This is a genomic window from Pseudomonadota bacterium (genome assembly GCA_039028155.1).
In the GTDB taxonomy this organism is placed as follows: Bacteria; Pseudomonadota; Alphaproteobacteria; order SP197; family SP197; genus JANQGO01.
Window position 1 is genome coordinate 49,318 of sequence record JBCCIS010000023.1, and the last position, 22,080, is coordinate 71,397.

At 63.5% G+C, this 22,080-nt stretch carries 20 protein-coding genes and 1 tRNA gene; 8 read left to right on the plus strand and 13 right to left on the minus strand.

Annotated features, from left to right (window positions below):
• Positions 1-173 precede the first annotated feature (173 nt).
• From AAF563_13720 to gatC, 13 genes are all read right to left on the minus strand, one after another.
• On the minus strand, positions 174-1,073 hold the full coding sequence (locus tag AAF563_13720) for a choline/ethanolamine kinase family protein (GenBank protein MEM7122337.1): 900 nt from the start codon (positions 1,071-1,073) through the stop codon (positions 174-176).
• Positions 1,074-1,119: 46 nt separating this feature from the next.
• Positions 1,120-1,944 (minus strand): methyltransferase domain-containing protein, encoded by an 825-nt coding sequence (locus AAF563_13725; protein ID MEM7122338.1) that lies wholly within the window; start codon positions 1,942-1,944, stop codon positions 1,120-1,122.
• Positions 1,945-2,102: 158 nt separating this feature from the next.
• Complete coding sequence (locus AAF563_13730; protein MEM7122339.1) at positions 2,103-3,149, minus strand: hypothetical protein; 1,047 nt, start codon at positions 3,147-3,149, stop codon at positions 2,103-2,105.
• A 54-nt stretch (positions 3,150-3,203) separates the two neighbouring features.
• Entirely contained in the window at positions 3,204-4,580 is a 1,377-nt protein-coding gene (locus tag AAF563_13735) for an MFS transporter (GenBank protein ID MEM7122340.1), read from the minus strand.
• 173 nt (positions 4,581-4,753) lie between these two features.
• Positions 4,754-4,844, minus strand: a tRNA-Ser gene (locus AAF563_13740).
• 63 nt (positions 4,845-4,907) lie between these two features.
• Positions 4,908-5,567: a pyridoxamine 5'-phosphate oxidase family protein gene (locus AAF563_13745; GenBank protein ID MEM7122341.1), complete on the minus strand. Its 660-nt coding sequence runs from the start codon at positions 5,565-5,567 to the stop codon at positions 4,908-4,910.
• A gap of 14 nt (positions 5,568-5,581) precedes the next feature.
• Complete coding sequence (locus AAF563_13750) at positions 5,582-6,196, minus strand: glutathione S-transferase N-terminal domain-containing protein (GenBank protein ID MEM7122342.1); 615 nt, start codon at positions 6,194-6,196, stop codon at positions 5,582-5,584.
• A 16-nt stretch (positions 6,197-6,212) separates the two neighbouring features.
• A complete protein-coding gene (locus AAF563_13755; GenBank protein ID MEM7122343.1) occupies positions 6,213-6,608 on the minus strand; it encodes a VOC family protein in 396 nt (131 codons plus the stop codon).
• Positions 6,605-7,372, minus strand: a complete 768-nt coding sequence (locus AAF563_13760; GenBank protein MEM7122344.1) for a rhomboid family intramembrane serine protease — start codon at positions 7,370-7,372, stop codon at positions 6,605-6,607. Before AAF563_13760 ends, AAF563_13755 begins: the two co-directional genes overlap by 4 nt.
• A gap of 15 nt (positions 7,373-7,387) precedes the next feature.
• Positions 7,388-9,676, minus strand: coding sequence for an aminotransferase class V-fold PLP-dependent enzyme (locus tag AAF563_13765; protein ID MEM7122345.1), 2,289 nt, complete (start codon positions 9,674-9,676; stop codon positions 7,388-7,390).
• Entirely contained in the window at positions 9,669-11,123 is a 1,455-nt protein-coding gene (gene gatB / locus AAF563_13770) for an Asp-tRNA(Asn)/Glu-tRNA(Gln) amidotransferase subunit GatB (protein ID MEM7122346.1), read from the minus strand. The genes AAF563_13765 and gatB overlap by 8 nt, the downstream gene beginning before the upstream one ends.
• A gap of 3 nt (positions 11,124-11,126) precedes the next feature.
• A complete protein-coding gene (gene gatA / locus AAF563_13775) occupies positions 11,127-12,596 on the minus strand; it encodes an Asp-tRNA(Asn)/Glu-tRNA(Gln) amidotransferase subunit GatA (GenBank protein ID MEM7122347.1) in 1,470 nt (489 codons plus the stop codon).
• Positions 12,596-12,883 carry an Asp-tRNA(Asn)/Glu-tRNA(Gln) amidotransferase subunit GatC gene (gene gatC, locus AAF563_13780; protein MEM7122348.1) on the minus strand — a complete coding sequence of 96 codons (288 nt, stop codon included), beginning with the start codon at positions 12,881-12,883 and terminating at the stop codon, positions 12,596-12,598. The genes gatA and gatC overlap by 1 nt, the downstream gene beginning before the upstream one ends.
• A gap of 228 nt (positions 12,884-13,111) precedes the next feature.
• On the opposite strand from gatC, the gene ruvX reads away from it, so the two are divergent.
• From ruvX to AAF563_13820, 8 genes are all read left to right on the plus strand, one after another.
• Positions 13,112-13,588 (plus strand): Holliday junction resolvase RuvX, encoded by a 477-nt coding sequence (gene ruvX / locus AAF563_13785; GenBank protein MEM7122349.1) that lies wholly within the window; start codon positions 13,112-13,114, stop codon positions 13,586-13,588.
• Complete coding sequence (locus tag AAF563_13790; protein ID MEM7122350.1) at positions 13,581-14,495, plus strand: AEC family transporter; 915 nt, start codon at positions 13,581-13,583, stop codon at positions 14,493-14,495. The genes ruvX and AAF563_13790 overlap by 8 nt, the downstream gene beginning before the upstream one ends.
• A gap of 37 nt (positions 14,496-14,532) precedes the next feature.
• Complete coding sequence (locus AAF563_13795) at positions 14,533-15,498, plus strand: aspartate carbamoyltransferase catalytic subunit (protein MEM7122351.1); 966 nt, start codon at positions 14,533-14,535, stop codon at positions 15,496-15,498.
• Positions 15,499-15,510: 12 nt separating this feature from the next.
• Positions 15,511-16,854 (plus strand): dihydroorotase, encoded by a 1,344-nt coding sequence (pyrC, locus tag AAF563_13800; protein MEM7122352.1) that lies wholly within the window; start codon positions 15,511-15,513, stop codon positions 16,852-16,854.
• A 1-nt stretch (position 16,855) separates the two neighbouring features.
• A complete protein-coding gene (gene plsY / locus AAF563_13805) occupies positions 16,856-17,473 on the plus strand; it encodes a glycerol-3-phosphate 1-O-acyltransferase PlsY (GenBank protein MEM7122353.1) in 618 nt (205 codons plus the stop codon).
• Entirely contained in the window at positions 17,473-18,576 is a 1,104-nt protein-coding gene (gene dprA / locus AAF563_13810; protein ID MEM7122354.1) for a DNA-processing protein DprA, read from the plus strand. Before plsY ends, dprA begins: the two co-directional genes overlap by 1 nt.
• 53 nt (positions 18,577-18,629) lie before the next feature.
• Positions 18,630-21,314: a type I DNA topoisomerase gene (gene topA / locus AAF563_13815; protein MEM7122355.1), complete on the plus strand. Its 2,685-nt coding sequence runs from the start codon at positions 18,630-18,632 to the stop codon at positions 21,312-21,314.
• Positions 21,295-22,080 (plus strand): ribonuclease R (locus AAF563_13820; protein ID MEM7122356.1); only part of this gene is annotated, 786 nt, incomplete at its 3' end. The genes topA and AAF563_13820, both read left to right, overlap by 20 nt.

A 22,080-nucleotide genomic window follows, 5' to 3' on the forward strand; every position in this document is an offset into this window, starting at 1 on the left:
GCCGGTCCCGGGCATGGCGGCAGAAGACGTTGCGTTTCCCTGCCCATAAATGTTCGGTGTTGTCATGATACCTGTCAAGTAATGCGCAGCTATGTCACATAGTGACACTTGCGCGAGACAGCCCGGCCGCTTACGTTCGCGCTTTCGCGGCGGATAGTGGCAGATCCGCGGCCTCAGCCGGCCCGCGCGGCCGCCACGTGATCGCTAAAGGACGGGTCGTTCATCAGCGTCTTGCAACGCTCGAAGCGATTGACCGCATAGGCCCAGAAGTCGTCGACCGGGTTCTTGTTGGCGTGCTGGATGAGGCCCCACAGGGTCCACAGCAGGTCGCACATGGCTTTGTAGAGCACCATGCGACCGTGCTCGAAAGCCGTGGGCGCGCGGCCAAAATAGGCTTCCATCATGTCGCGGTCCTGGTCGGTATTGAAGCCGGCCTCGACAGAGAAGTCGCCGAGATCCCAAAGCGGATCGTTCATGCCGGAATACTCCCAGTCGATGATCCACATGCGCTTGCCGTCATCCAGCATGTTCTCGACCATGGGATCACAGTGGCAGGCGGTGAGTGGCATCTCATGAGCATCCAGCGCTTTGCGCACGGCCTCAGCCTCGGCGACCGCCTCATGGTAGCCCTCAGGCAGTTCGGTGACGCCGAGCTTGTCGAGATGGGCCAGGTAATCGTCGATCATCGCGAACAGCTCGAAGCGGAACTCAAACGTCTCGCCCGAGGTATGCAGCTTGCGGAACGCGTCTCCGGCCCGCGCCGGCGCGCCCGGCAATGTCTGCAGAAGCTCCTGCGACATGGTCGTGGTATCGCCCAAAAAAGGCGTCACCATCAACGCGTCGTCGCCGAAATAGAGGACCTCCGGGCTGACGCCCGCAGCGGCCGCTGCTCGTGCGTTGACCCGCTCGACCGACCGGTCGATGAACCCCTCGGTGCCGTCGCCGGGCACGCGCACGCAGTAGCTCGCACCATCAGGCGCATCGACCCGGTAGACCTTGTTGGTCAGACCATGCAAGCGTTCGATCGTGCACGATGAGGGATCAATCGTAGCGAGAAACGGCACCTTGCTCATGGCCTCACGCGCAATGGCAAGGTCGTCGTCAGTGGTCTTCATCAAGTCACTCCTCTGGTTTGCGGCCAATGACGGCGCCCCAACCCAGATGTCCGGTTCGGCTGGCGTCACGCCACAGATCATAACGCACGATGGTGTCGTCGACCTCAGCGAGGCTAGCGTACGCGGCAAGCTTCTCGCGATTGTCCCTTATGTCGCGGCGAATACGTTCGAAGAACGGCAGGACATGACGTCCCCAATCCTCCTGAGCCATGACCACGAACCCCGCACTCTCCAGGCCCCGGATGTAGTCACCGAGCGACCAGAAGCCTGGCTCCGAGATCTCGGCCAGCAAGGCCTCGGACGCGCCCGCGGGCATACCGACGACCGTCAGATCCGTGATCGCGATCGTTCCGCCCGGACGAAGCACGCGCGCCGCCTCGGCGATCGCACGCGAGCGGTCCGGCGAGAACAACAGGGAGTCCTGACACCAATAGACGTCGAACGACCCGTCCTCATAGGGCAGCGCCTGGAAATCCGCGAAGGCATAAGTAATGCGCTCGGCGCCCGGCTTTCCGGCGGTCCACTCCGCAGCGGTTTCAAGCTGGCCCTTGGAGATGTTCGTCGCCGTCATGTCCACGCCGTATGCTGCCGCCAGATACCGCGCCGTTCCACCGACGCCGCAGGCGGTCTCCAAAACGCAGCTGCTTGGCTGCAGATCGGCAAGTTCGGCGAGGCGTTTGGTCGCTTCAAGGGCCGCCGCCTGCAGGTCCTCCCTGCCGGTCTCGAAGAAGCCGGGATGGATCTGGTCGCCATAGACCTCAAGCAACGCCCGATACATTGGCGCGTCATAGCGCGCGGTGATCGCGGCCTGAAAGTCCGTCTCGCTCATGCGGCCCCCTGTTTTCGCGCCGAGCCATTGTGTCGCCCAGAAACGGCGATGAAAAGCGCTTGCCGACCCCCACCGGTTCTGGGCCGACCCGCGCCAGCCGTCTCGCAACGGCCCTCTTGGGGAAGTTTTGCGCCACGGCCCTTCGGGCGCGTGCGCTCTCAACCGGACCGCTTGGCCAAGCGCCTTTCGATCATCTCCTCGATCGCCGAATCGAAGACGACATCGGGAAAGTGTCGCCGAATGACGTTGGCATCAGTCACGACCAACGCAAGCACCACCGCAGCGACATGCGAGACGCTCTTGGGAGCGATGCCCTGCGATGCAGCGAACGAGGATGCGGCGTAACGAAAACGGCGAGACTTGAAGACATCACTGAGCGAGCGCGCCGTACCCAGTCCGACAGCCTTCAGCGCGTCGACGCAAGAGCTGTCGAGGCCCGCGTGGAAGGGCGTTCCGGCCTCCTCCGCTTGGCGCCAACTCAGCCCTTTGGGCCGCGCGGCCTCCAGGTATCCCAAGAGCCGCGCAACATCGAACGCCCTTCGATCATCGCCATGTTTCGTATAGGCATGACGGTAACCATCGATTAGGTCGTCGCGCTCCTGCCGCAAGGCTAGAAACTCGCTGTCGAGTAGCTCCAGCGTCCCGGCCAATGACGCGAACCGGCGGACGACCTCCTCGGGAAACCGCACACCGGACTTGTAAACGACCTCGTGCTCGATCTCGGCCCAGGCGTGCTCGAGAATGCTCCGGACCTGGATCTCGAACCACCTGCCCTTCAGGACCTTAAAGTCCTCGGTCGAGGGATGCGCCGGCTTTAACCGGGCGATGAGCTGCACCGAACGATACCCGAACTCGCGCAAGCCCAGTTGGACACGCTTGTCGATGCTCTCCGGCAGGTTGATGTCCAGGTTATCCTGAAGCCGGGCCGCGATCGCATCGACGTCGTCGCTGTAAAACGTGATGACACGGACGCCGATCAGGTCCGTGACTTGCTTATCCGGATCGCTGTAATGCTTGCGGCGGATCTTGCGCAGCACGGATTCCGGCGTCTTCGCCCGCGCGGCAATCGTGTGAACAAGGGCGCTGCTGCCGCGCGTTACCTCTTTGATGAAGCCCCGGGCAAGCTCCGCCTCTGCCTGAAACTGCCGGTACTGCTGCTCATAGGATCTCAGGAATTTCTGAGCCGTTTGATTGAGACCCTCCATTACCGACCGTTCACGCCCCTATCTGCAGATCGGCAGCCGCGTGGCGGAAACATGTCACGGCTTTGCCGCGCTCTCGGCGCCCTGGGACACGCCGTTGGTTTCGCCGGACGACGGCTCCTTCAACGTGAGTGAGTAAGCCGCGGCGATGAAGTTCAGAATTGCCACCAGAATGACCGGCCAGATGACACCCTGGATTTGCGCGATGTAGCCGAAGAAGGCCGCGACGACGAGCGCAAGGATCGCGCTCACCGTGTTGGTCACCGCGACATAATACGTAAGCTCCTCTTTCGGCGCCGCGTCGATCAGGAACAGCATGCGCGACTGGTTCACCGCCTGAATACCGGCGGCGGCCATGCCGAAGACAAAACAATGGGCCAGAACGGTCTGGAGCGACGAGACTTCATCGATGGCCAGGGCCCACATGCCCGCGACACCCACGAGCGCTGAACCCAGCGCCATCGCGACCCGTTGCGAGCGCTTGCCGACCCGCTGCCAAATCGGCCCAGCAATGATGACCGCCACACTCGTCGCGATAACAAAGGCGCTAAGGCCCGACGCGTTCTTGTCGGCGTGGTGGGTCGCACCGTGCACGGCGTAGAACGGCATCGCGACGATGACGGTGGTCGTCAGGCAACGCATATAGAGGTAACGGCGGAACCAGCGGAACTGCAGGACGTCGCGAAACTTTTCCATTCGCACGAACAAACTGGGTTTTGTCTCCCGCCTCGGGTGGCCTTCGCCCGCCTCGCCTCGCGGCGTCTTCGGCGCGACCTTGACCTCGCGGAAGAACACAATAATCACCGCCGCCACCGCCGTGACCGCCGCCGCAGCAATTGCCAGGTTGACGTAGTGGACGACCGACTTGTCGCCCTCCGACAATTCGTAGATGGACCAGGTGACGGCAATGGTGACCACACCAGCTGCGGCCGACATCAGGTAGAGGCCGGAGTTTCGCCGCGACTTGCTGAGGTTGAGCGACATCAAGTCGTTGAACGCGAGACCATTGATGCCCTTGGCGAGCCCCATGGCGACGGATGCGCTGGCGAAGATGAGCATGACGACCCAGTGATCGGCGATGCTGGCACTCCACGCCGCCGCGGCCAACCCGGCCGCCGTCATCATCCAGCCGGCGAACAAGATCCACTTTCGGCCCCGCGCGGCGCTGACATAGGGCGCGGCAACGACCTGTCCGACCAGCCGCGAGCCCGACACGATCGGCATGAGCATGCCGGCCAGAAATACCGGCGATCCAGTCGCAACATAGAGGTAGGGAAGTAGGAGCCGCGCGCTGCCTATCGACTTCGAGGCATTCGCGACAATGCCCTGAGCCAGAAAAACGGCATAGTTCCAGTTCGCCGTTCGCCTCTCGGATTTCGTTTGGTCTGTGTTTTCTGTAGCTGCCCCGTCACCACGACTAGACGGGTTGATCATGGACCACCCGCTTGGACACCACACGAATTGGCAGCTTGAGACCGCACTCTTTTACACCTCCACCAGCGCCGGCGCGGAGGGTAGCACAACGCCACGAGCGATGTCATCGGCCCGTCTGTGCCCATGGAACGTCATGCAGGCCGGCCTTCTGAAGCCGGGTTCTCAAGGGTTAGTGGCGGAGAGGAAGGGATTCGAACCCTCGATGGGCTTTTGACCCATACTCCCTTAGCAGGGGAGCGCCTTCGACCACTCGGCCACCTCTCCGCCGCCGTTTCTAGTGATGGCGGCAGGCCGCGTCAATATTCCGGATTGGGCGCGGCAGGCGCCTCATGCGTCCTCGGCACCCTCCTCGACTCTGGCCACCCACTCCTCCTCGGAGATCGTGCCGCGCTTTTCGACCTCCCGCCGCTCATGGTCGCGCAGGCCGTCTTTCAGCGTGTCGATGCGCTTCCATTCGGCCAGCGGCGTCTCTTCGCCTTCGCGCGGCACGTAGTGAGACGCCTTCACCTTGCGGTAGCGATGGACGTAACGCGGGCAGTTGACCCAAATGTCCGTTATCGCGACCCGCACAGCAAGGTCGGCCTCCTTCCACAGGCCGGTCACGGCCTCGTCGCGAACAAGTTCGGCGATGCCCTGCAGACGCATCCGACGCGGCTTCTCGAAGTCGATGAAGAGCATGCCGACCTCTGCGCTCCCGGCGATGTTGCCCATGGAATAGAACATGCCGTTGCCGTCATAGCTTGGAAACAGCAGCGTACCGGGATCGGCGACCTTGATGAAACCGGGATCGCCGCCTTTGTAGGAGACGGTCGGGCGGCCGCGATCGTCGACTGTGGACAGGAAGAACATGTCCCGTGATTCGATGAAGGCCCGTTCGCTTTCTTCAAGCTTGTCGTGCAGGTCGCTCTCGATGTTGAGGTCGGCCATCCGGCGGGTGCCGAAGGCGTCCTGTAGCTCGCGGTGGCTGTCATTGAACATGCGGCTCATGGGAGTTCCTCTGCTTACTCGACTTCAACGCCGCGCTGGACGGCCGGGCGTTCGCCAATCGTGTCGTACCAGCGTTTTGTATTGGGAAAGTCGTCCCAGTTGGTGTCGTACCACTCCGCGCGCATGACCCAGGGCCAGGTCGCGATATCGGCAATCGAATACTCACCCGCCAGATAATCGACATCGGCAAGACGCGTATTGATGACACCCAGCAGGCGCATAGCCTCGGCGCGGTAGCGCTCGACGGCGTAAGGCACCTCCTCCCTGGCAAATTTGATGAAGTGATTGGCCTGGCCGAACATTGGCCCGACACCGCCCATCTGGAACATCAGCCATTGCAGCACGTCCAACCGGGCGCGTGGTTCGCTGGGCAGGAACTGGCCGGTCTTCTCAGCCAGGTAAATCAGGATCGCGCCGGACTCGAAGACCGAGATCGGTTTGCCGTCCGGACCGTCAGGATCGACGATTGCTGGGATCTTGTTGTTTGGGCTGATCTCCAGAAACGCCTGCTTGTACTGATCGCCGGAACCGATATCGACGTGATGCGCCTGGTACGGAAGCCCTACTTCCTCCAGCATGATGGAGACCTTGCGGCCGTTTGGTGTGCCCCACCAATAAAGATCGATCATCGTGTTCGCTCCCCTTTTATGTCTTCGCCCAGTCGGGATTGTCGAAGCGCTGCACCTCGATCAAGTGGCCATCGGGGTCGCGCAGAAAGAAACTGTAGACGCCATATTGCGGCAGTGCTTTGGGCGGGCCTTCGGTGGAAACACCCTCGGCCGTCAGGCGCGCGTACCAACCGTCGACATCATCGGTGATCAAGGACAAGCAGAGGCCGCGCGGCTCGCACGGGCGTCCCTCGCCTTCCTGACAGACTCCCAGATAGCTGCTGCCGGCAATGCGATAGATACGCGCCACGCCTTCGTCATGGATCAGCGGCAGCGCCAGGACCTCTTCGTAGAACGCGAAGGCGCGCGGTGTGTCCGGCGTATAGATAAACGTCACGAAGGCATCGAGATCGGTTGGGTCGCCATTGTTCACGGTCTGTCGTCCTTCTCGTCTGGATTGTCGGCGGCATCGTGCCGCCGGTAGAACATGGCGAATGCCAGAGGCTGGCCATCGAACAGCGGGATGTCGCGCCGCTTGAACAAAGGTATCAACACCATACCGGCCAGGAAACCGCCGACATGGGCCCACCACGCGGTCTCGTTGTCCTCATCACCCCCGACGACAAGCGCCGCGCCAATCTGAAACAGGATCCAGAAGACGAGCACCAGACCGACATTGAGCCGTATCGGTACCGTGCGCATGACCAGGATCAGGAGGCGCCGGCGTGGATGCAGCACGAGGTAGCCGCCGAGTATGCCGGCGATAGCGCCACTGGCGCCAACCACGGGCACCGTACTGCTGGGAGCAACGACCACCTCCGAGAGGCCGGCAACGATGCCGCACAGGAGAAAGAAAAAGACAAAGCGCACATGGCCGGTGGCGTCCTCGATGTTGTCGCCAAAGACCCACAGGAACAACATGTTGCCGCCGACATGCCAGTAGCTGGAGTGAAGGAACATGCTGGTGAAGATCGTCGCCCAGGCGGGGACCTTCTCAAGCGACGGCATCAACTCGCGCCCGCCGGTCAGCACCGCCGGGATCAGGCCGTAGCTGTACCAAAAGCTCCAAAGGCTCTCGTCGTCCAGCGTTAACTGCCACAGGAAGACGAGGACGTTGGCGGCGATTAGCACCGCCGTCACAATCTGAAAGCCGATCAGGCGGAGGTCGTTTTCGTCGCTGATCGGAATGAAAGGCACGGGCTCTGCTTCACCTCACGCATGGGTCAGGGCGCGGTCGAGATCGGCGATCAAATCGTCGATGTGTTCGATGCCAACCGACAGGCGCAACAGGTCCTTAGGCACCGGACTATCCGCGCCCTCGACGCTGCCACGATGCTCGACCAGGCTCTCGACACCGCCCAAGGACGTCGCCGTCTTGAACACCCGGAAGCCCGACCATACACGCTTGGCGGCATCTTCGCCGCCCCCGACGCGGATGCTGAGCATGGCGCCGAAACCGCCGGCCATTTGTCCACGCGCCATGTCATGACCGGCGAAACTGGCAAGGCCGGGATAAAGCACCTGGCTGACCGCGCCGTGATTCTCCAGGTGCTCGGCCACCGCCATCGCGTTGGCCATGGCGCGCTCCAGGCGTACATCGAGCGTGCGCATGCCGCGCATCAAGAGCCAGGCTTCGAACGGGCCGAGGATCGCACCGGCAAGATGGCGGACGGCCGCGACCTCTTGCCAGAAATCATCGTCACGCGCGGTGACCAGCGCGCCGGCGACAACGTCACTGTGGCCGTTCAGGTACTTGGTCGCCGAGTGCATGACCATGTCGGCATCCAGGTCGAGCGGACGGGTCACAAGCGGCGTGGCGAACGTGTTGTCGGCAACAAGGCGCGCGCCGACATCGTGCGCGATCGCCGCGGCACCGGCGATATCGATGATCGTCATTTCCGGATTGGCCGGCGTTTCGATCCAGACAACCTTCGTCTCGCCGTCGCGTACCATGGCGCGCAACGCGTCGAGATCGCCCGACGGGAACCAGTCGATGGCGATGCCCCATTTGACGGCGAGTTGTTTCAGAAACGCGCGCACGCCCCAATAGAGTGTGTCCTGAACGACGACATGATCGCCGTGGCTGAGCGCTTGGAAGACGGCAGCAGTCGCCGCCATGCCCGAACTGAAGATCCTGGCGGCGGCTCCGCCTTCGAGTTCGGCGAGCAGCGCTTCCGGCTGTTCGAAATTCGGGTTGTGATCACGGCCGTAACTATAGCCTTCGCCATAGGCGTCGGGCGCGCGCTGATAGGTCGCGGCCATGTAGAGCGGCAGAATGACGCCGCCATGGGGCTTGCTTTCCCAACCCAGCCCCTGCGCCAGGTTGGTCGCGGTGCCTGGCTTGCGGTTGGACGCCGGCCCGCCAAGAGCCTGGTCCAGATCGGCGATCAGGTCGTCCTGGTCCTCCAGCCCGATTGACAGCCGCAACAGGGATGGCGGCACGGGCGTGTCGTAGCCGTCGGAGACGTGGCGGTGTTCGATCAGACTTTCGGGGCCGCCCAGTGACGTCGCGTTCTTGAACACCTTCGTGCCGCCCCACACGGCGGCGGCTTCATCGGCACCGCCATCGACGTCGAACGCAATCATGGCGCCAAAGCCGGCCATCTGTCGTCGCGCGAGATCGTGGCTGGGGTGCTCGGGCAGACCGGGATAGTAGACGCGGCTGACGCGATCGTGCTGGGCCAGGAACGCCGCGACAGCCTGCGCGTTCTGCTGCGCGCGCTCCATGCGCACATGCAGCGTCCGCATGCCGCGCAACATCAGCCAGGTCTCGAACGGTCCCAGCACCGCACCGGACCGGAACCGCATGTGCGCGATGTGGTCCCAGAAATCGTCGCATCGCGCGGTGGCGATCGAACCGGCGACGACGTCGCTGTGGCCGTTCAGGAACTTCGTCGCCGAATGCAGAACGAGGTCCGCGCCAAGGTCGATGGGCCGAAACAGCGGCGGCGGCGCAAACGTGCTGTCGACCACAAGCCGCGCGCCAGCGTCGTGCGCAATCGCCGACGCGGCCGCGATATCGGTGACGATGAGTTCGGGATTGGATGGCGCCTCGACCCAGACGATCTTCGTCTCACCGGGCCGCATCAGCGTTTTGAGCGCATCAAGATCGCCGGCGGGATAGCTATCGAACCGGATGCCCCAGTGGTTCGCCATGTCGGTGGCCAAAAAATGAAGGCCGCCATAGGCCATCTTGGGGATCAGGACGTGATCGCCGACGGTTAGCGCTTCGGCGACCATCGCCATCGACGCCGACCCGGACCCGGTGACAAGCGCCGCCTCGGCGCCTTCGAGCCGCGCGATCAGCGCCTCGACCTGCCAGTAACAGGGATTGTCGGGCCTGCTGTACCAAAGGCCCTCGTCCACTGGCATGGCGGGATCGCGCTTATAGGTCGTCGCCGGTTCGATGGCCGGGACAACGCCGCCGGACATCGGCTCCAGCCAACCGAGCGCCTGGGCGAGCAGCGTGTCGGTGTTCGCCCCGGCCGGCAGGTCAGCCATCGAGCTTCTTGCGAAGCAGCTCGTTCACCACCTTGGGATTGGCCTTGCCGCCGGACGCTTTCATGACCTGGCCGACGAAGAAACCGAACAGCTTGTCCTTGCCGCCACGATACTCCGCGACCTTGGCGTCCTCACGCGCCATGACTTCGTCGATCACGGCCTCGATCGCGCCGGTATCGGAGACCTGTTTCAGGCCCTTCTCCTCGACGATGACGCCGGCCGCCTTGCCGGTCTCGAACATGTCGGTGAAGACGTCCTTGGCCGTGCGGCCTGAGATTGTGCCGTCAGCGATCAAGTCCAAGAGTTCGCCCATGGCGGCGGCGGAGACTGGGCTTTCGTCAACCGACTTGCCGGCCTTGTTGAGCTGGCCGAACAACTCGCTGATCACCCAGTTGGCGGCAAGCTTCTTGTCGCGGCCCTCGGCGACCTCCTCATAAAACGCGGCGTTCTCCTGCTCGGCGACAAGCACGCCCGCGTCATAGGCCGACAGCGAAAACTCCGCCATGAAGCGGTCCTTCTTGGCATCCGGCAATTCGGGCAGCGTCTCGCCGATGCCGTCGACCCAGGCCTGCTCCAGGCGCAGCGGCAGCAGGTCGGGATCGGGAAAATAGCGGTAGTCGTGCGCTTCCTCCTTGCTCCTCATGCTGCGCGTCTCGCCGCGATTGACGTCGAACAGACGGGTTTCCTGATCGACGTCGCCGCCGGCCTCCAGGACATCGATCTGGCGCATCGCTTCGTATTCGATCGCACGCTGCATGAAGCGCATGGAGTTGAGGTTCTTGATCTCGCAGCGGGTGCCCAGTTCGCCGCCCGGCTTGCGCACGGAGACGTTGGCGTCGACGCGCAGCGAACCCTCCTGCATGTTGCCGTCGCAGGTGCCGACATAACGCAGGATCGAACGCAGCTTGCGCACATAGGCGCCGGCTTCTTCCGGCGAGCGCAATTCCGGCTTTGATACGATCTCCATCAGCCCGATGCCCGAACGGTTCAAGTCGACATAGGACGATGCGGGATCCTGGTCGTGCAGGCTCTTGCCCGCGTCCTGTTCGACATGCAGACGCTCGATGCCGATATCGCGGGTCTCGCCGTCTTCCATGTCGATGGTCAGGCTGCCTTCCGACACCACCGGCTGTTTGTACTGACTGATCTGATAGCCCTGCGGCAGGTCGGGGTAGAAATAGTTCTTCCGGTCGAACACCGAATGGGTGTTGATCGTGCCGTTGAGCGCCAGGCCGGTGCGCACCGCCTGTTCGATACAGGTCATGTTGATCACCGGCAGCATGCCCGGCATGCCCGCATCGATCGGCGAGACCTGGGCGTTGGGATCGGCGCCGAACTCGGTCGAGGCGCCGGAGAACAGCTTCGACTTCGAGATGATCTGGGCGTGAACCTCCAGCCCGATCACGTATTCCCAGGTGCCCGTCGCGCCTTCGATGGTGTTCGCCATTGTTCAGATCCCTTCCGGGCGGGCATCGAAGGCCGCGGCGACTTCCAGCGCCCGCGCGACCTTGAGGACCGTTGGTTCGTCAAACGCCTTGCCCAGCACCTGCAGGCCAAGCGGCAGCCCTTCGCTGGAGAGACCCGCCGGGACCGAAACGCCGGGGATGCCCGCCATGCTGGCGGGCACGGTGAAGACGTCATTCAGATACATCTCGATCGGATCGGTCGGCGGATCGTCGGCGCTGAAGGCTGTGTTCGGCGCCGTCGGTGTCAGGACGGCGTCGACCGACGCGAACGCCGACTTGAAGTCTTCGGCGATGCGCGTCCTCACCTTCTGCGCCTTCAGGTAATAGGCGTCGTAATAGCCCGCCGAAAGCACGTAGGTGCCGATCAGAACGCGGCGCTGTACTTCGGCGCCGAAGCCCTCGGCCCGGGTCTTTTCGTACATGGTGGTCAGATCGTCGGCCTCGACACGCAGGCCATACTTCACGCCGTCATAGCGCGCCAGGTTCGACGACGCCTCAGCCGGCGCGACTATATAGTACGCGGGGAGCGCATACTTGGTGTGCGGCAGGCTGATCTCGACTGTCTTGGCGCCCTGCTCCTCGAGCCAATGGATACCCTTCTGCCAGAGATCCTCGATGTCGCCGGGCATGCCATCAACCCGGTATTCCTTGGGAATACCGATGGTGAGGCCCTTCACGCCATCGTCGATGCCGGCCTCATAGTCGGGCACCTCGATATCGACCGAGGTCGAGTCCTTCTCGTCATGACCGGCCATGGCGCCCAGCAGGATCGCGCAATCGCGCACCGAGCGCGCCATGGGTCCCGCCTGATCGAGCGATGAGGCAAACGCGACAATGCCCCAGCGCGAACAGCGGCCATAGGTCGGCTTCAAACCGGTGATGCCGGTGAAGGACGCGGGCTGGCGGATCGAGCCGCCGGTATCCGTGCCCGTTGCGCCCAGCGCCATGCGCGCCGCGACCGCCGAGGCCGAGCCGCCGGACGATCCGCCGGGCACCAGCTTCCTGTTGTCGCCGGGCATGCGCCACGGGTTGATCGCGCCGCCGTAGTAGCTGGTCAGGTTCGATGACCCCATGGCGAACTCGTCCATGTTGGTCTTGCCAAGCATGACCGCGCCCGCCGCCCACATGTTGGCGGTGACCGTTGATTCATAGGGCGGCTGGAATCCGTCCAGGATGTGAGAGCCGGCGGTGGTCAACAGCCCCTTGGTGCAGAACAGGTCCTTGATCGCGACGGGAATACCTTCGAGCGCCCCGACTTCGCCCCCGGCACGCCGCTTGTCCGAGGCCTCGGCCATGGCAAGCGCCGTTTCCGGCGCCTCTGTTATGAAGGCATTGAGGTCGCGGTGGCGCTCCATGGCCCCGATCTGCGCCTCGGCCAGTTCGCGCGACGACGTTTCACCAGAATGCAGGAGGTCGCGCGCATCAGCGATCGTGATGTCGACAAGATCGCTCATCATTCAACCACCTTCGGCACGACATAGAAGCCGTGAACCGCCTTTGGCGCGTTGGCCAGCACGTCGTCCTGGCGCGCGCCGTCAGTCACCTCATCGGGCCGCGACTTCAGCGTCATCTCGACGACGCTGGTCATCGGCTCGACGTCGGCGGTGTCGACCTCGTCCAGTTGCTCGACCCAGTCGATGATGCCGGAGAGTTCGCCGGCAAGGCGCTCCTGGTCTTCCTCACCGACGTCGATGCGGGCGAGTTTGGCGATGCGGGCGACAGTGGCCTTATCGAGCGACATGTGACAATGTCTCCACGACCCCAGGCGAAACGCGTACCCACGCGATTTGTTTGGGGTCATTATCTATTGGTTTCTGGTGTGATTCAGCTTCCGTTGCACGGCGCCCTTGATAGCCGGGCATCGGAACCATCACACCAGCGCGAAGTCACTGAAACAACGCAGAAAATCGTGACAGAAGATGTATCAGGGCGCGGGAACCTATCACCCGCCTCAACGACCAGCAAGCCTGTGACCGAGCTCGACGCCTTTGCCGTCGCGCTGCCGGCAGCGGGCGCGCTTCTGGGCCTGGATATCGGCGACAAGACCATCGGCCTCGCGGTATCCGACGGCACCCGCCTGATCGCCTCGCCCGTCGATACGATCAGGCGCGGCAAATGGCAGAACGACTTGCGCCAACTGCTGGATCTGATCGCCGATCGCAGCATCGTCGGTCTTGTCGCCGGCCTGCCGCGCAACATGGACGGCAGCGAGGGGCCGCGGGCTCAGGCGACCCGGCAGATCGCGCGGAACATTCTGAAAGCCGTCGATCTGCCGTTCCTGCTTTGGGACGAGCGGCTTTCCACCCAGGCGGTCGAGCGCGCCATGTTGGAGGCCGACCTGAGCCGCGCAAAACGCGGCGAAAAGGTCGACCAGCTTGCCGCCGCCTACATCCTGCAAGGCGTCCTTGACGCGCTTAAACAAAGGGGACTGGCAGCGGGTGGTTGAGACCTTTGTGGCGCTGGCGCCCATCTTCCTGGTCATTGCCGCCGGCGTTCTGATCAAGCGGTGGCTAGCCGCCGGTGACAACTTCTGGTCCGCGGCCGAACGCCTGACTTACTTCGTCCTGTTCCCCGCGCTTCTGATCGCCCGGTTGGCTACCAACGAGATCAGCGGAGACGGCATCGTGCCGACCATGGTGGCACTCGTCGCCCCCGCTCTCGTGCTCTCGGCCGCCCTGCCCCTCCTCAAATCCTATCTCAGGATGAACAACACGGACTTCGCGACCTTCCTGATGGCGTCGATCCGTTTCAACACCTACACGGGCCTTGCCGCCAGCGTCGCGCTCTATGGCCAAGCCGGCCTCGCCGTCTTCGGTATCCTGCTTGCCGTCTACATCCCGACCGTCAACGTCATCAGTTGCCTGGCGCTTGGCCGCTGGGCCTCGCCAGCCGCGACCACGTGGCGCTTCATGGCCCGCGCGATCGCTACCAACCCGCTGGTGCTGGCGTGTGTCATCGGCATCTTGCTGAACGTCAGCGGGCTCGGCCTGCCGCACTTCGTCGATGCGACCTTCGACATCATGGGCGAAGCTGCGCTAGGTCTGGGCCTGCTCTGCATCGGCGCATCGCTACGCTGGCAGTCGCTTGTCGAGTCGCGCTGGCCGATCGCGGCTGCCGCGTCGGCCAAACTGATCGTTCTGCCTCTGCTCGCCGGCCTGGCGACCTGGATTCTGGGCGTCGAGGGCCTGGAACGCCAGGTCGTCATCCTGTTCGCCGCCCTGCCTGCCTCGCCGTCCGCGTACGTCCTGGCCCGCCAGATGAGCGGCAATGCGGGTATGATGGCCGGTGTGATCACCGGCACAACCGTGCTCGCCATGGTGACCATTCCACTGGCGCTGGCTGTTTTGGCGTGACGGCGCGGCGCTGGTTCGTTAGAACCTTGCTCTCAGCATGAGTGCTGCGCCCACATCTTCCTTCTACCCCCACCGCCATCTGCTCGGTATCGAGGAGCTTTCCGCCGCTGAAATCGACGGTCTGCTGGACGTCGCCGACGGTTACGTCGCGCTTAACCGGCGCGCGGAAAAGGCGATGGATGCGCTACGCGGGCGCACCCAGATCAACATGTTCTTCGAAAGCTCGACACGCACGCGCACGTCATTCGAGTTGGCGGGCAAGCGGCTGGGTGCCGATGTCATCAACATGTCGCCCACGACCAGCGCGATCAAAAAGGGCGAAACGCTGATCGATACGGCGGCGACGCTGAACGCCATGCACCCGGATGTGCTGGTCGTGCGCCATCCCGATTCCGGCGCGGTCAAGCTGTTGGCCGAAAACGTCAACGCCGCCGTCATCAATGCCGGTGACGGCAGCCACGAGCATCCGACCCAGGCGCTTTTGGACGCGCTCACCATACGCCGCCGTCTCGGCAAGCTCTCCGGCCTGACCGTCGCGATCTGCGGCGACATCGCCCACAGCCGCGTCGCGCGTTCCAACATCCTGCTGTTCAATGCCATCGGTTCGCGGGTTCGTCTGGTCGCGCCACCGACGTTGCTGCCGCCCGCCGTCGATCGCTACGGCGTCGAGGTCCATCACGATATGCTGGAGGGGCTGAAGGATGTCGACATCGTCATGATGTTGCGTCTGCAGACCGAGCGCATGCAGGGCAGCTTTGTGCCGTCGGAGCGCGAATACTTCCGCTTCTTCGGTCTTGATTACGAGAAGCTCGCGGTTGCCAAGCCGGACGCGCTGATCATGCATCCCGGCCCCATGAACCGCGGCGTCGAGATCGACAGCGAAGTCGCCGACGATATCAACCGCAGTGTCATCCTGGACCAGGTCGAACTGGGTGTCGCCGTGCGCCAGGCCTGCTTGGAAGTCCTGGCGCAGAACCTGGACGATCCCGGGCACAATCAGTGACGGAGCCCCGCATTGGCTGACTTTGTCGCCGACATATCGATCAAGAAGACCAGGCCTGGCCGCGTCGCCTATCTGAACGCGCGGCTGTTGGATCCGGCGTCCGGTCTTGATGTCACTGGCGGCGTCATCACCGAAGGCGAGACGATTGTGGATCTCGGCCCGTCCGTGTCGGGCGACGGACTTGCTGAGGATATCGAGCGCGTCGACTGTTCCGGACTCTGCCTGGCGCCCGGTCTGGTCGATAACCGGGCCCACCTGCGCGAGCCCGGCTTCGAGCACAAGGAAACCATCGCGACCGGCAGCCGATCGGCGGCGGTGGGCGGCGTCACGACGATGGCCTGCATGCCAAGCACGGAACCGCCGATAGACGATGTTTCGCTGGTCCATTTCATCGAACGGCGCGCGCGCGAAACAGCGATCGTCAAGGTCCACCCCATCGCCGCGCTGACCAAGGGGCGGCGCGGCGAACAACTAACCGAGATCGGACTATTGCAGGAAGCCGGCGCGATCGCGTTCAGCGACGGCATGAACAGCATCATGAACGCCATGGTGCTGCGTCGCGCGCTCTCCTACAGCACCGTCTTCAACGCGTTGATCATTCACCACGCCGAAGACCTGAACCTGTCCGGCGGCGGTCAAATGAACAGCGGCGAGACGTCCACCCGGCTCGGCCTCGCCGGCATGGCCGCGGCAAGTGAATCAATCATGGCCGCCCGCGACGTGCGCCTGGCCGAGATGACCGGCGGTCGCCTGCATCTCGCCCACCTGACCACCGCCGAGAGCCTGGATATCGTGCGCCGGGCCAAGGCGCGCGGCCTGAACGTCACCTGCGACACCGCGCCGCACTACTTCGCGCTTAACGAAACCGCAATTGGCGATTACCGAACCTTCGCCAAGGTACGCCCGCCACTGCGCGACGAGACCGATCGGCAGGCGGTCGTCGCCGCGCTCGCCGACGGCACGGTCGACACCGTCGTCAGCGATCACGCGCCCCACGACCAGGACAGCAAACGCCAGCCGTTCGCCCAGGCCGCCTTCGGCATCGTCGGTCTGGAGACCCTGCTTCCTTTGACGCTGGAACAGGTCCACAACCGCCATGTCGGTCTTCTGGAGGCGTTGGCGCTCTTGACCCACAAACCCGCCGATCTGATGGGGCTCAACGCCGGTCGGCTGGAGACCGGGCGGCCGGCCGATCTCTGCCTGTTTGACCTCGACCGCCCCTGGCAGATCGACCGGCGGGCATTCCAGAGCAAATCGAAGAACTCCCCGTTCGACGACCGCCCGGTGCAGGGCCGGACCGTACGAACCGTCATGAACGGGCGTACGGTGTTCCAACTGAGCGCCGACGGAACCTGACATGCCGGATTTGCTGGGCGGGCTCGAATACACTTGGCCGATCTATGCCTGCGCCGTGATCGCCTATCTGCTGGGGTCCATCCCGTTCGGCCTGATCATCACCCGCGTCGCGGGCCTGGGCGATGTGCGCAAGATCGGCTCCGGCAACATCGGCGCAACAAATGTTTTAAGAACCGGCCGCAAAGAGTTGGCAGCACTCACACTTCTCCTGGATACCGCGAAAGGTGCGGCAGCGGTTTTGCTCGCGTTCGACTTCGGCGGACCCGACTATATGGTCGTCGCGGCCGTCGCCGCCATGGTCGGCCACATGTACCCGATCTGGCTAAGATTCAAAGGCGGCAAGGGCATCGCGACCGGCCTTGGCGTCATTCTCGGTATCTCTTGGCCCGCCGGCCTGGCCGGCTTCGGCACCTGGCTGATCATCGTCGCCGCAACACGATATGTATCGCCTGCAAGTGTTATTGCAGCAATTTTATCAGTAGCTTATGTGTGGTATTTCACTCACGACATGCAATACACTCAGGCGATTGGCGTTCTTGCCCTCCTGACACTCTTCAAGCATCGCATGAACATGGTACGTCTAGTCCGCGGCGAGGAACCGAAAATAGGAAAGAGTTGATGGCACTGGACGCCGGGGAACGGATGGCGCGCCTGGCGTTGGCGCGCAGCGGCGGCATCGGTCCCATGCGGTTTCAGGAGTTGTTGGCTGAATGCGGCTCCGCAAGCGCCGCGCTGGCGCAGTTGCCTGGACTGATGCAACGCGCACGCCTGAAGACAAGGAAGGTCGCGACCGCGGCCGAGGCCCAAAGAGAAGTCGCCGCCCTCGAACAGCTCGGCGGGCAAATGATCGTGTGGGGCGATAAGGCCTATCCCCCGCAACTCGCCGAGATACGCGATCCGCCGCCGGCGATCGCCGTGATCGGTCATGCTGAACTGCTGAGCGGGCCGATGATTGCAATTGTTGGCGCCCGCAACGCTTCGGCTGCCGCCAGGCGCTGGACCGAGGACCTTGCCCGTGAACTCGGCGAAAAGGACTTCATTGTGGTATCCGGCATGGCCCGCGGCATCGACGCCGCCGCGCACACAGGTTCGCTGCCGACCGGCACCGTCGCCGTGCTGGCCGGCGGCATCGACCACATCTATCCGCCTGAAAACGAGGCGCTCTATGGTGAACTGAAAACCGATGGCGCGATTGTTACCGAACAGCCGCTCGGCCTGACGCCGCGCTCCGGCCACTTCCCCCGGCGCAACCGGCTCGTCGCCGGCCTCGCCCAAGGGGTCATCGTGGTGGAAGCGACACGGAAGTCCGGCGCGCTGATCACCGCACGGCTGGCGGCCGAGGAAGGTCGCGAGGTCTTCGCGGTGCCCGGTTCGCCGCGCGATCCGCGGGCTCGGGGTCCTAACCACCTGATTCGCCAGGGTGCCATTTTGACCGAAGGGATCGACGATATTGTCGAGGCGCTGGCCCGCCCGGAACCCCGGCGCATTCGTCTGGACGCAGGTGACGAAACGACCCACGAAACAGGCCCAATCGACCAGGATTCCACCCCTGCGGACACGGCGCGCCGGATCCTGGATTGCCTGAGTACGACGCCGGTCGAGGTTGACGAAATCGTGCGGCGGTGCCAAGTAACCGCTGCCGATGCTCAGACCATGCTGTTGGAACTTGAGCTCGAAGGGCGCATAGAGAGACACCCGGGGAACAAGATTTCTCTCGCCTAATCAATGAGTTGAAGTAAAAACCTCATGTTTTCCAAGACATATTGGACCGCGTGATGAACGTCGTTGTCGTCGAGTCACCCGCTAAGGCGAAGACGATCGAGAAGTACCTTGGGAGCGACTTCTCGGTACTCGCGAGCTATGGACACGTGTCGGACCTGCCGTCGAAGGACGGCTCGGTGCTGCCCGACAAAGACTTCGAGATGCTCTACGAGACCAACGAGCGCTCGATGAAGCAGCTCAAGGCGATCGCTAGCGCGGTCAAGGGCGCCGACAACCTATATCTAGCGACCGACCCCGACCGCGAGGGCGAAGCGATCTCGTGGCACGTGCTGAACTGGCTGAAAGACCAGAAGGCGCTAAACGGCACCGCCGTGCGCCGTGTCGTCTTCCACGAGATCACCAAGGATGCCGTCGCCGACGCGATGTCCCACCCGCGCGACATCGATATGGATCTGGTGAACGCGCAGCAGGCACGGCGCGCGCTGGACTATCTGGTCGGCTTCAACCTGTCGCCAGTCCTGTGGCGCAAGCTGCCGGGCAGCCGTTCGGCCGGACGCGTGCAGTCCGTCGCGCTGCGCCTGATCTGTGCGCGCGAGGCCGAGATCGAGACCTTCGTTCCGAAGGAGTACTGGACCGTCGAAGCCGACTTCGCCAAGACCGACGGCAAGATCCTGACCGCGCGCCTGACCCAGTTGGACGGCGCCAGGCTCGACAAATTCGCGCTCGGCGAACGCGGCGCGGCAGAAGCTGCGGCCCGGCGCATTCGCGAAGGCACGTTCGCGGTGTCGAATGTCGAGCGCAAACAGGTTCGGCGCAATCCGCAGCCCCCGTTCATCACCTCGACCCTGCAGCAGGAGGCCTCGCGCAAGCTCGGCTTCAACGCACGCCACACCATGCAGATCGCCCAGCGCCTGTACGAGGGCATCGACATCGGTGGTGAAACCGTCGGCCTGATTACTTACATGCGAACGGACAGTGTCTCTATGGCCGCCGTCGCGCTGAACGGCGCGCGCGATCTGATCGGTTCCAAGTTTGGCAAGGAGTACCTGCCCGAGCAGCCGCGCCAGTTCCGCTCCTCGGCCAAAAACGCGCAGGAAGCCCACGAGGCGATCCGCCCGACCGGGTTCGAGCGGACGCCCGACGCGATCGCCAGCTATCTGGATACCGACCAGCGCCGGCTCTACGAACTCATCTGGAAGCGCGCGCTGGCCAGCCAGATGGCGTCGGCCATTCTCGATCAGGTTGCCGTCGACATCGCCACACCCAAGCACGATGTCGTCCTGCGCGTGACCGGGTCGGTCGTGGCTTTCGATGGTTTCATGAAGCTCTACCTTGAAGGCCGTGACGATCAGGCCGATGACGACTCCGACGAAAAGCGCCTCCCGGATGTCAAGGAAGGCGAGCCGATGGAACGCCGCGACGTCAGGCCCGAGCAACACTTCACCGAACCGCCTCCGCGCTTCACCGAAGCCAGTTTGGTCAAGCGGCTTGAGGAGCTTGGTATTGGCCGGCCCTCGACCTACGCCTCGATCATCAGCGTGCTGCAGGACCGCGACTACGTGGTCTTGGACCGCAAGCGTTTCGTACCGCAGGATCGCGGCCGCCTGGTCACCGCGTTCCTGGAGAGTTTCTTTCCGCAGTATGTCGAGTACGGCTTCACCGCCGATCTCGAAACCGAGCTCGACCGTATCTCGAACGGTGAACTCAATTGGAAGGATGTGCTGCGCGAGTTCTGGAACGCCTTCCACATGGCAGTCGAAGGTGCTTCAGAGTTGCAGCGTTCGGATGTCCTCGCCCGCATCGAAACGATTCTGGAGGCCCACGTCTTTCCGCCGCGCAGCAATGGCGAGGACAGCCGTCGTTGTGCTGCTTGCGCAGACGGCAGGCTGGGCCTGAAGCTCGGCAAGTTCGGCGCTTTTGTCGGCTGCTCAAACTATCCCGACTGCAAGTTCACGCGCCCGCTGATGGTCGATGCCAAAGATGGCGACGACGAAACCAATGCCGGTCCCAAACAGCTGGGCGACGACCCCGAGACCGGTCTGCCCGTCTCCTTGCGCAAAGGACCCTATGGTCATTACGTGCAACTCGGCGAGGCTGACCCTGACGACAAGGAGAAGAAACCGAAACGCACTGGCCTGCCCCGCGGCACCGCGCCAGGCGACGTCGATCTGGACCGCGCGTTGCGGCTCTTGAGCCTGCCGCGCGAAATCGGTGCCCATCCCGAAGACGGCAAACCGATTGTCGCCGGCATCGGCCGCTACGGTCCGTTCCTTAAACACGGCGACAAGTACGTCTCGCTGCCCAAGGACGACGATATTCTGGATATCGGCTTGAACCGCGCGGTCACCGTGATCGCCGAAGGCAAGTCACGCGGCGGCCGTGTCGCCGCGGAGCCACTGCGCGAATTGGGCGCACACCCCGACGACGAAAAACCCGTCGTCATCAAGAAGGGGCGCTACGGCCCCTACATCGAACACAACCGCATCTTCGCGTCGGTGCCGAAGTCCGTCGAAATCGAGGACATCACCATGGAGCAGGCCGTAACCCTGCTCGCCGAAAAGGCCGCGAAGAAAGGCGCTAAGAAATCTAAGAAGGCAAAGAAATCTACTGCAAAGAAATCAACGGCCAAGAAGGCCGCAAGCAAAAAGACCGCCGCGAAGAAACAGCCGGCGAAGAAACCCAAGGCAGACTCCGCTCCCGACGGCAAGGCGGATGACCATGCCCAAGCGGAAACCTGAACCCACGACCCTGCCGTCACGCGACGACATCCTCGCGTTCATCACCGAAAACCCCGGCCGCGTCAGCAAGCGCGATATCGCGCGCGCGTTTCGGATAACCGGTAGCCACCCGCGCGCCGAACTCAACCGCCTGATCCGCGATCTGAAGGACGAAGGTCTGATCGGCCGAGAGGCCGGGCGACGGCTGCGCGTTCCCGGCACGCTGGGCGCCGAAGCCGCTATCGAAGTAGTCGGCCTGGACGACGACGGCGAGCCCATCGCCGAACCTATGATGTGGCAAGGCGACGGCCCGCCGCCACGCATTCGCCTGCTGCCCTCACGCGGGCGCGCGCCCGACCCCGGCATCGGCGACCGCGCCCTCGTCACGCTCAAGCGCAACGAGGACGGCAGCTTTACCGGCAAGGTCAAACGCCTGCTGGACCGCGAACTCGAACGCGTCGTCGGCGTCTATCGCAAAACACCCGCCGGCGACCGTATCGAGCCGACCGACCGGCGCATGGCGCGGCACTTCGCTGCCACCGTTCCACCCGATATCGCGCTCGACCCGGGCGATCTCGTTCTCGCCGAGACCGTGCCACAGCGCCATCGCGGCCTGGGACAGGCCACGGTCGTCAAGCGGCTGGGTGCCCTCACCGATCCCGAGGCGATCAGTCTGATCTCGATTGCAAGCCACGGCATACCAACCCGGTTTCCCGAAGAAGCCCTGCAGGTTGCCGCCGACGCGGAGCCGGTGACGCGGTTGGGCAAACGCGAGGACCTGCGCGAC

What these genes read in the sequence shown, in the direction of transcription:
- plsY (MEM7122353.1), top strand. Translation starts at nt 16,856, where the DNA reads ATGCCGGATTTGCTGGGCGGGCTCGAATACACTTGGCCGATCTATGCC.
- AAF563_13720 (MEM7122337.1), bottom strand. Translation starts at nt 1,073, where the DNA reads ATGAGCAAGGTGCCGTTTCTCGCTACGATTGATCCCTCATCGTGCACG.
- AAF563_13745 (MEM7122341.1), bottom strand. Translation starts at nt 5,567, where the DNA reads ATGAGCCGCATGTTCAATGACAGCCACCGCGAGCTACAGGACGCCTTC.
- AAF563_13750 (MEM7122342.1), bottom strand. Translation starts at nt 6,196, where the DNA reads ATGATCGATCTTTATTGGTGGGGCACACCAAACGGCCGCAAGGTCTCC.
- AAF563_13735 (MEM7122340.1), bottom strand. Translation starts at nt 4,580, where the DNA reads ATGATCAACCCGTCTAGTCGTGGTGACGGGGCAGCTACAGAAAACACA.
- AAF563_13730 (MEM7122339.1), bottom strand. Translation starts at nt 3,149, where the DNA reads ATGGAGGGTCTCAATCAAACGGCTCAGAAATTCCTGAGATCCTATGAG.
- AAF563_13765 (MEM7122345.1), bottom strand. Translation starts at nt 9,676, where the DNA reads ATGGCTGACCTGCCGGCCGGGGCGAACACCGACACGCTGCTCGCCCAG.
- AAF563_13795 (MEM7122351.1), top strand. Translation starts at nt 14,533, where the DNA reads ATGAGTGCTGCGCCCACATCTTCCTTCTACCCCCACCGCCATCTGCTC.
- dprA (MEM7122354.1), top strand. Translation starts at nt 17,473, where the DNA reads ATGGCACTGGACGCCGGGGAACGGATGGCGCGCCTGGCGTTGGCGCGC.
- AAF563_13725 (MEM7122338.1), bottom strand. Translation starts at nt 1,944, where the DNA reads ATGAGCGAGACGGACTTTCAGGCCGCGATCACCGCGCGCTATGACGCG.
- gatC (MEM7122348.1), bottom strand. Translation starts at nt 12,883, where the DNA reads ATGTCGCTCGATAAGGCCACTGTCGCCCGCATCGCCAAACTCGCCCGC.
- topA (MEM7122355.1), top strand. Translation starts at nt 18,630, where the DNA reads ATGAACGTCGTTGTCGTCGAGTCACCCGCTAAGGCGAAGACGATCGAG.
- gatB (MEM7122346.1), bottom strand. Translation starts at nt 11,123, where the DNA reads ATGGCGAACACCATCGAAGGCGCGACGGGCACCTGGGAATACGTGATC.
- gatA (MEM7122347.1), bottom strand. Translation starts at nt 12,596, where the DNA reads ATGAGCGATCTTGTCGACATCACGATCGCTGATGCGCGCGACCTCCTG.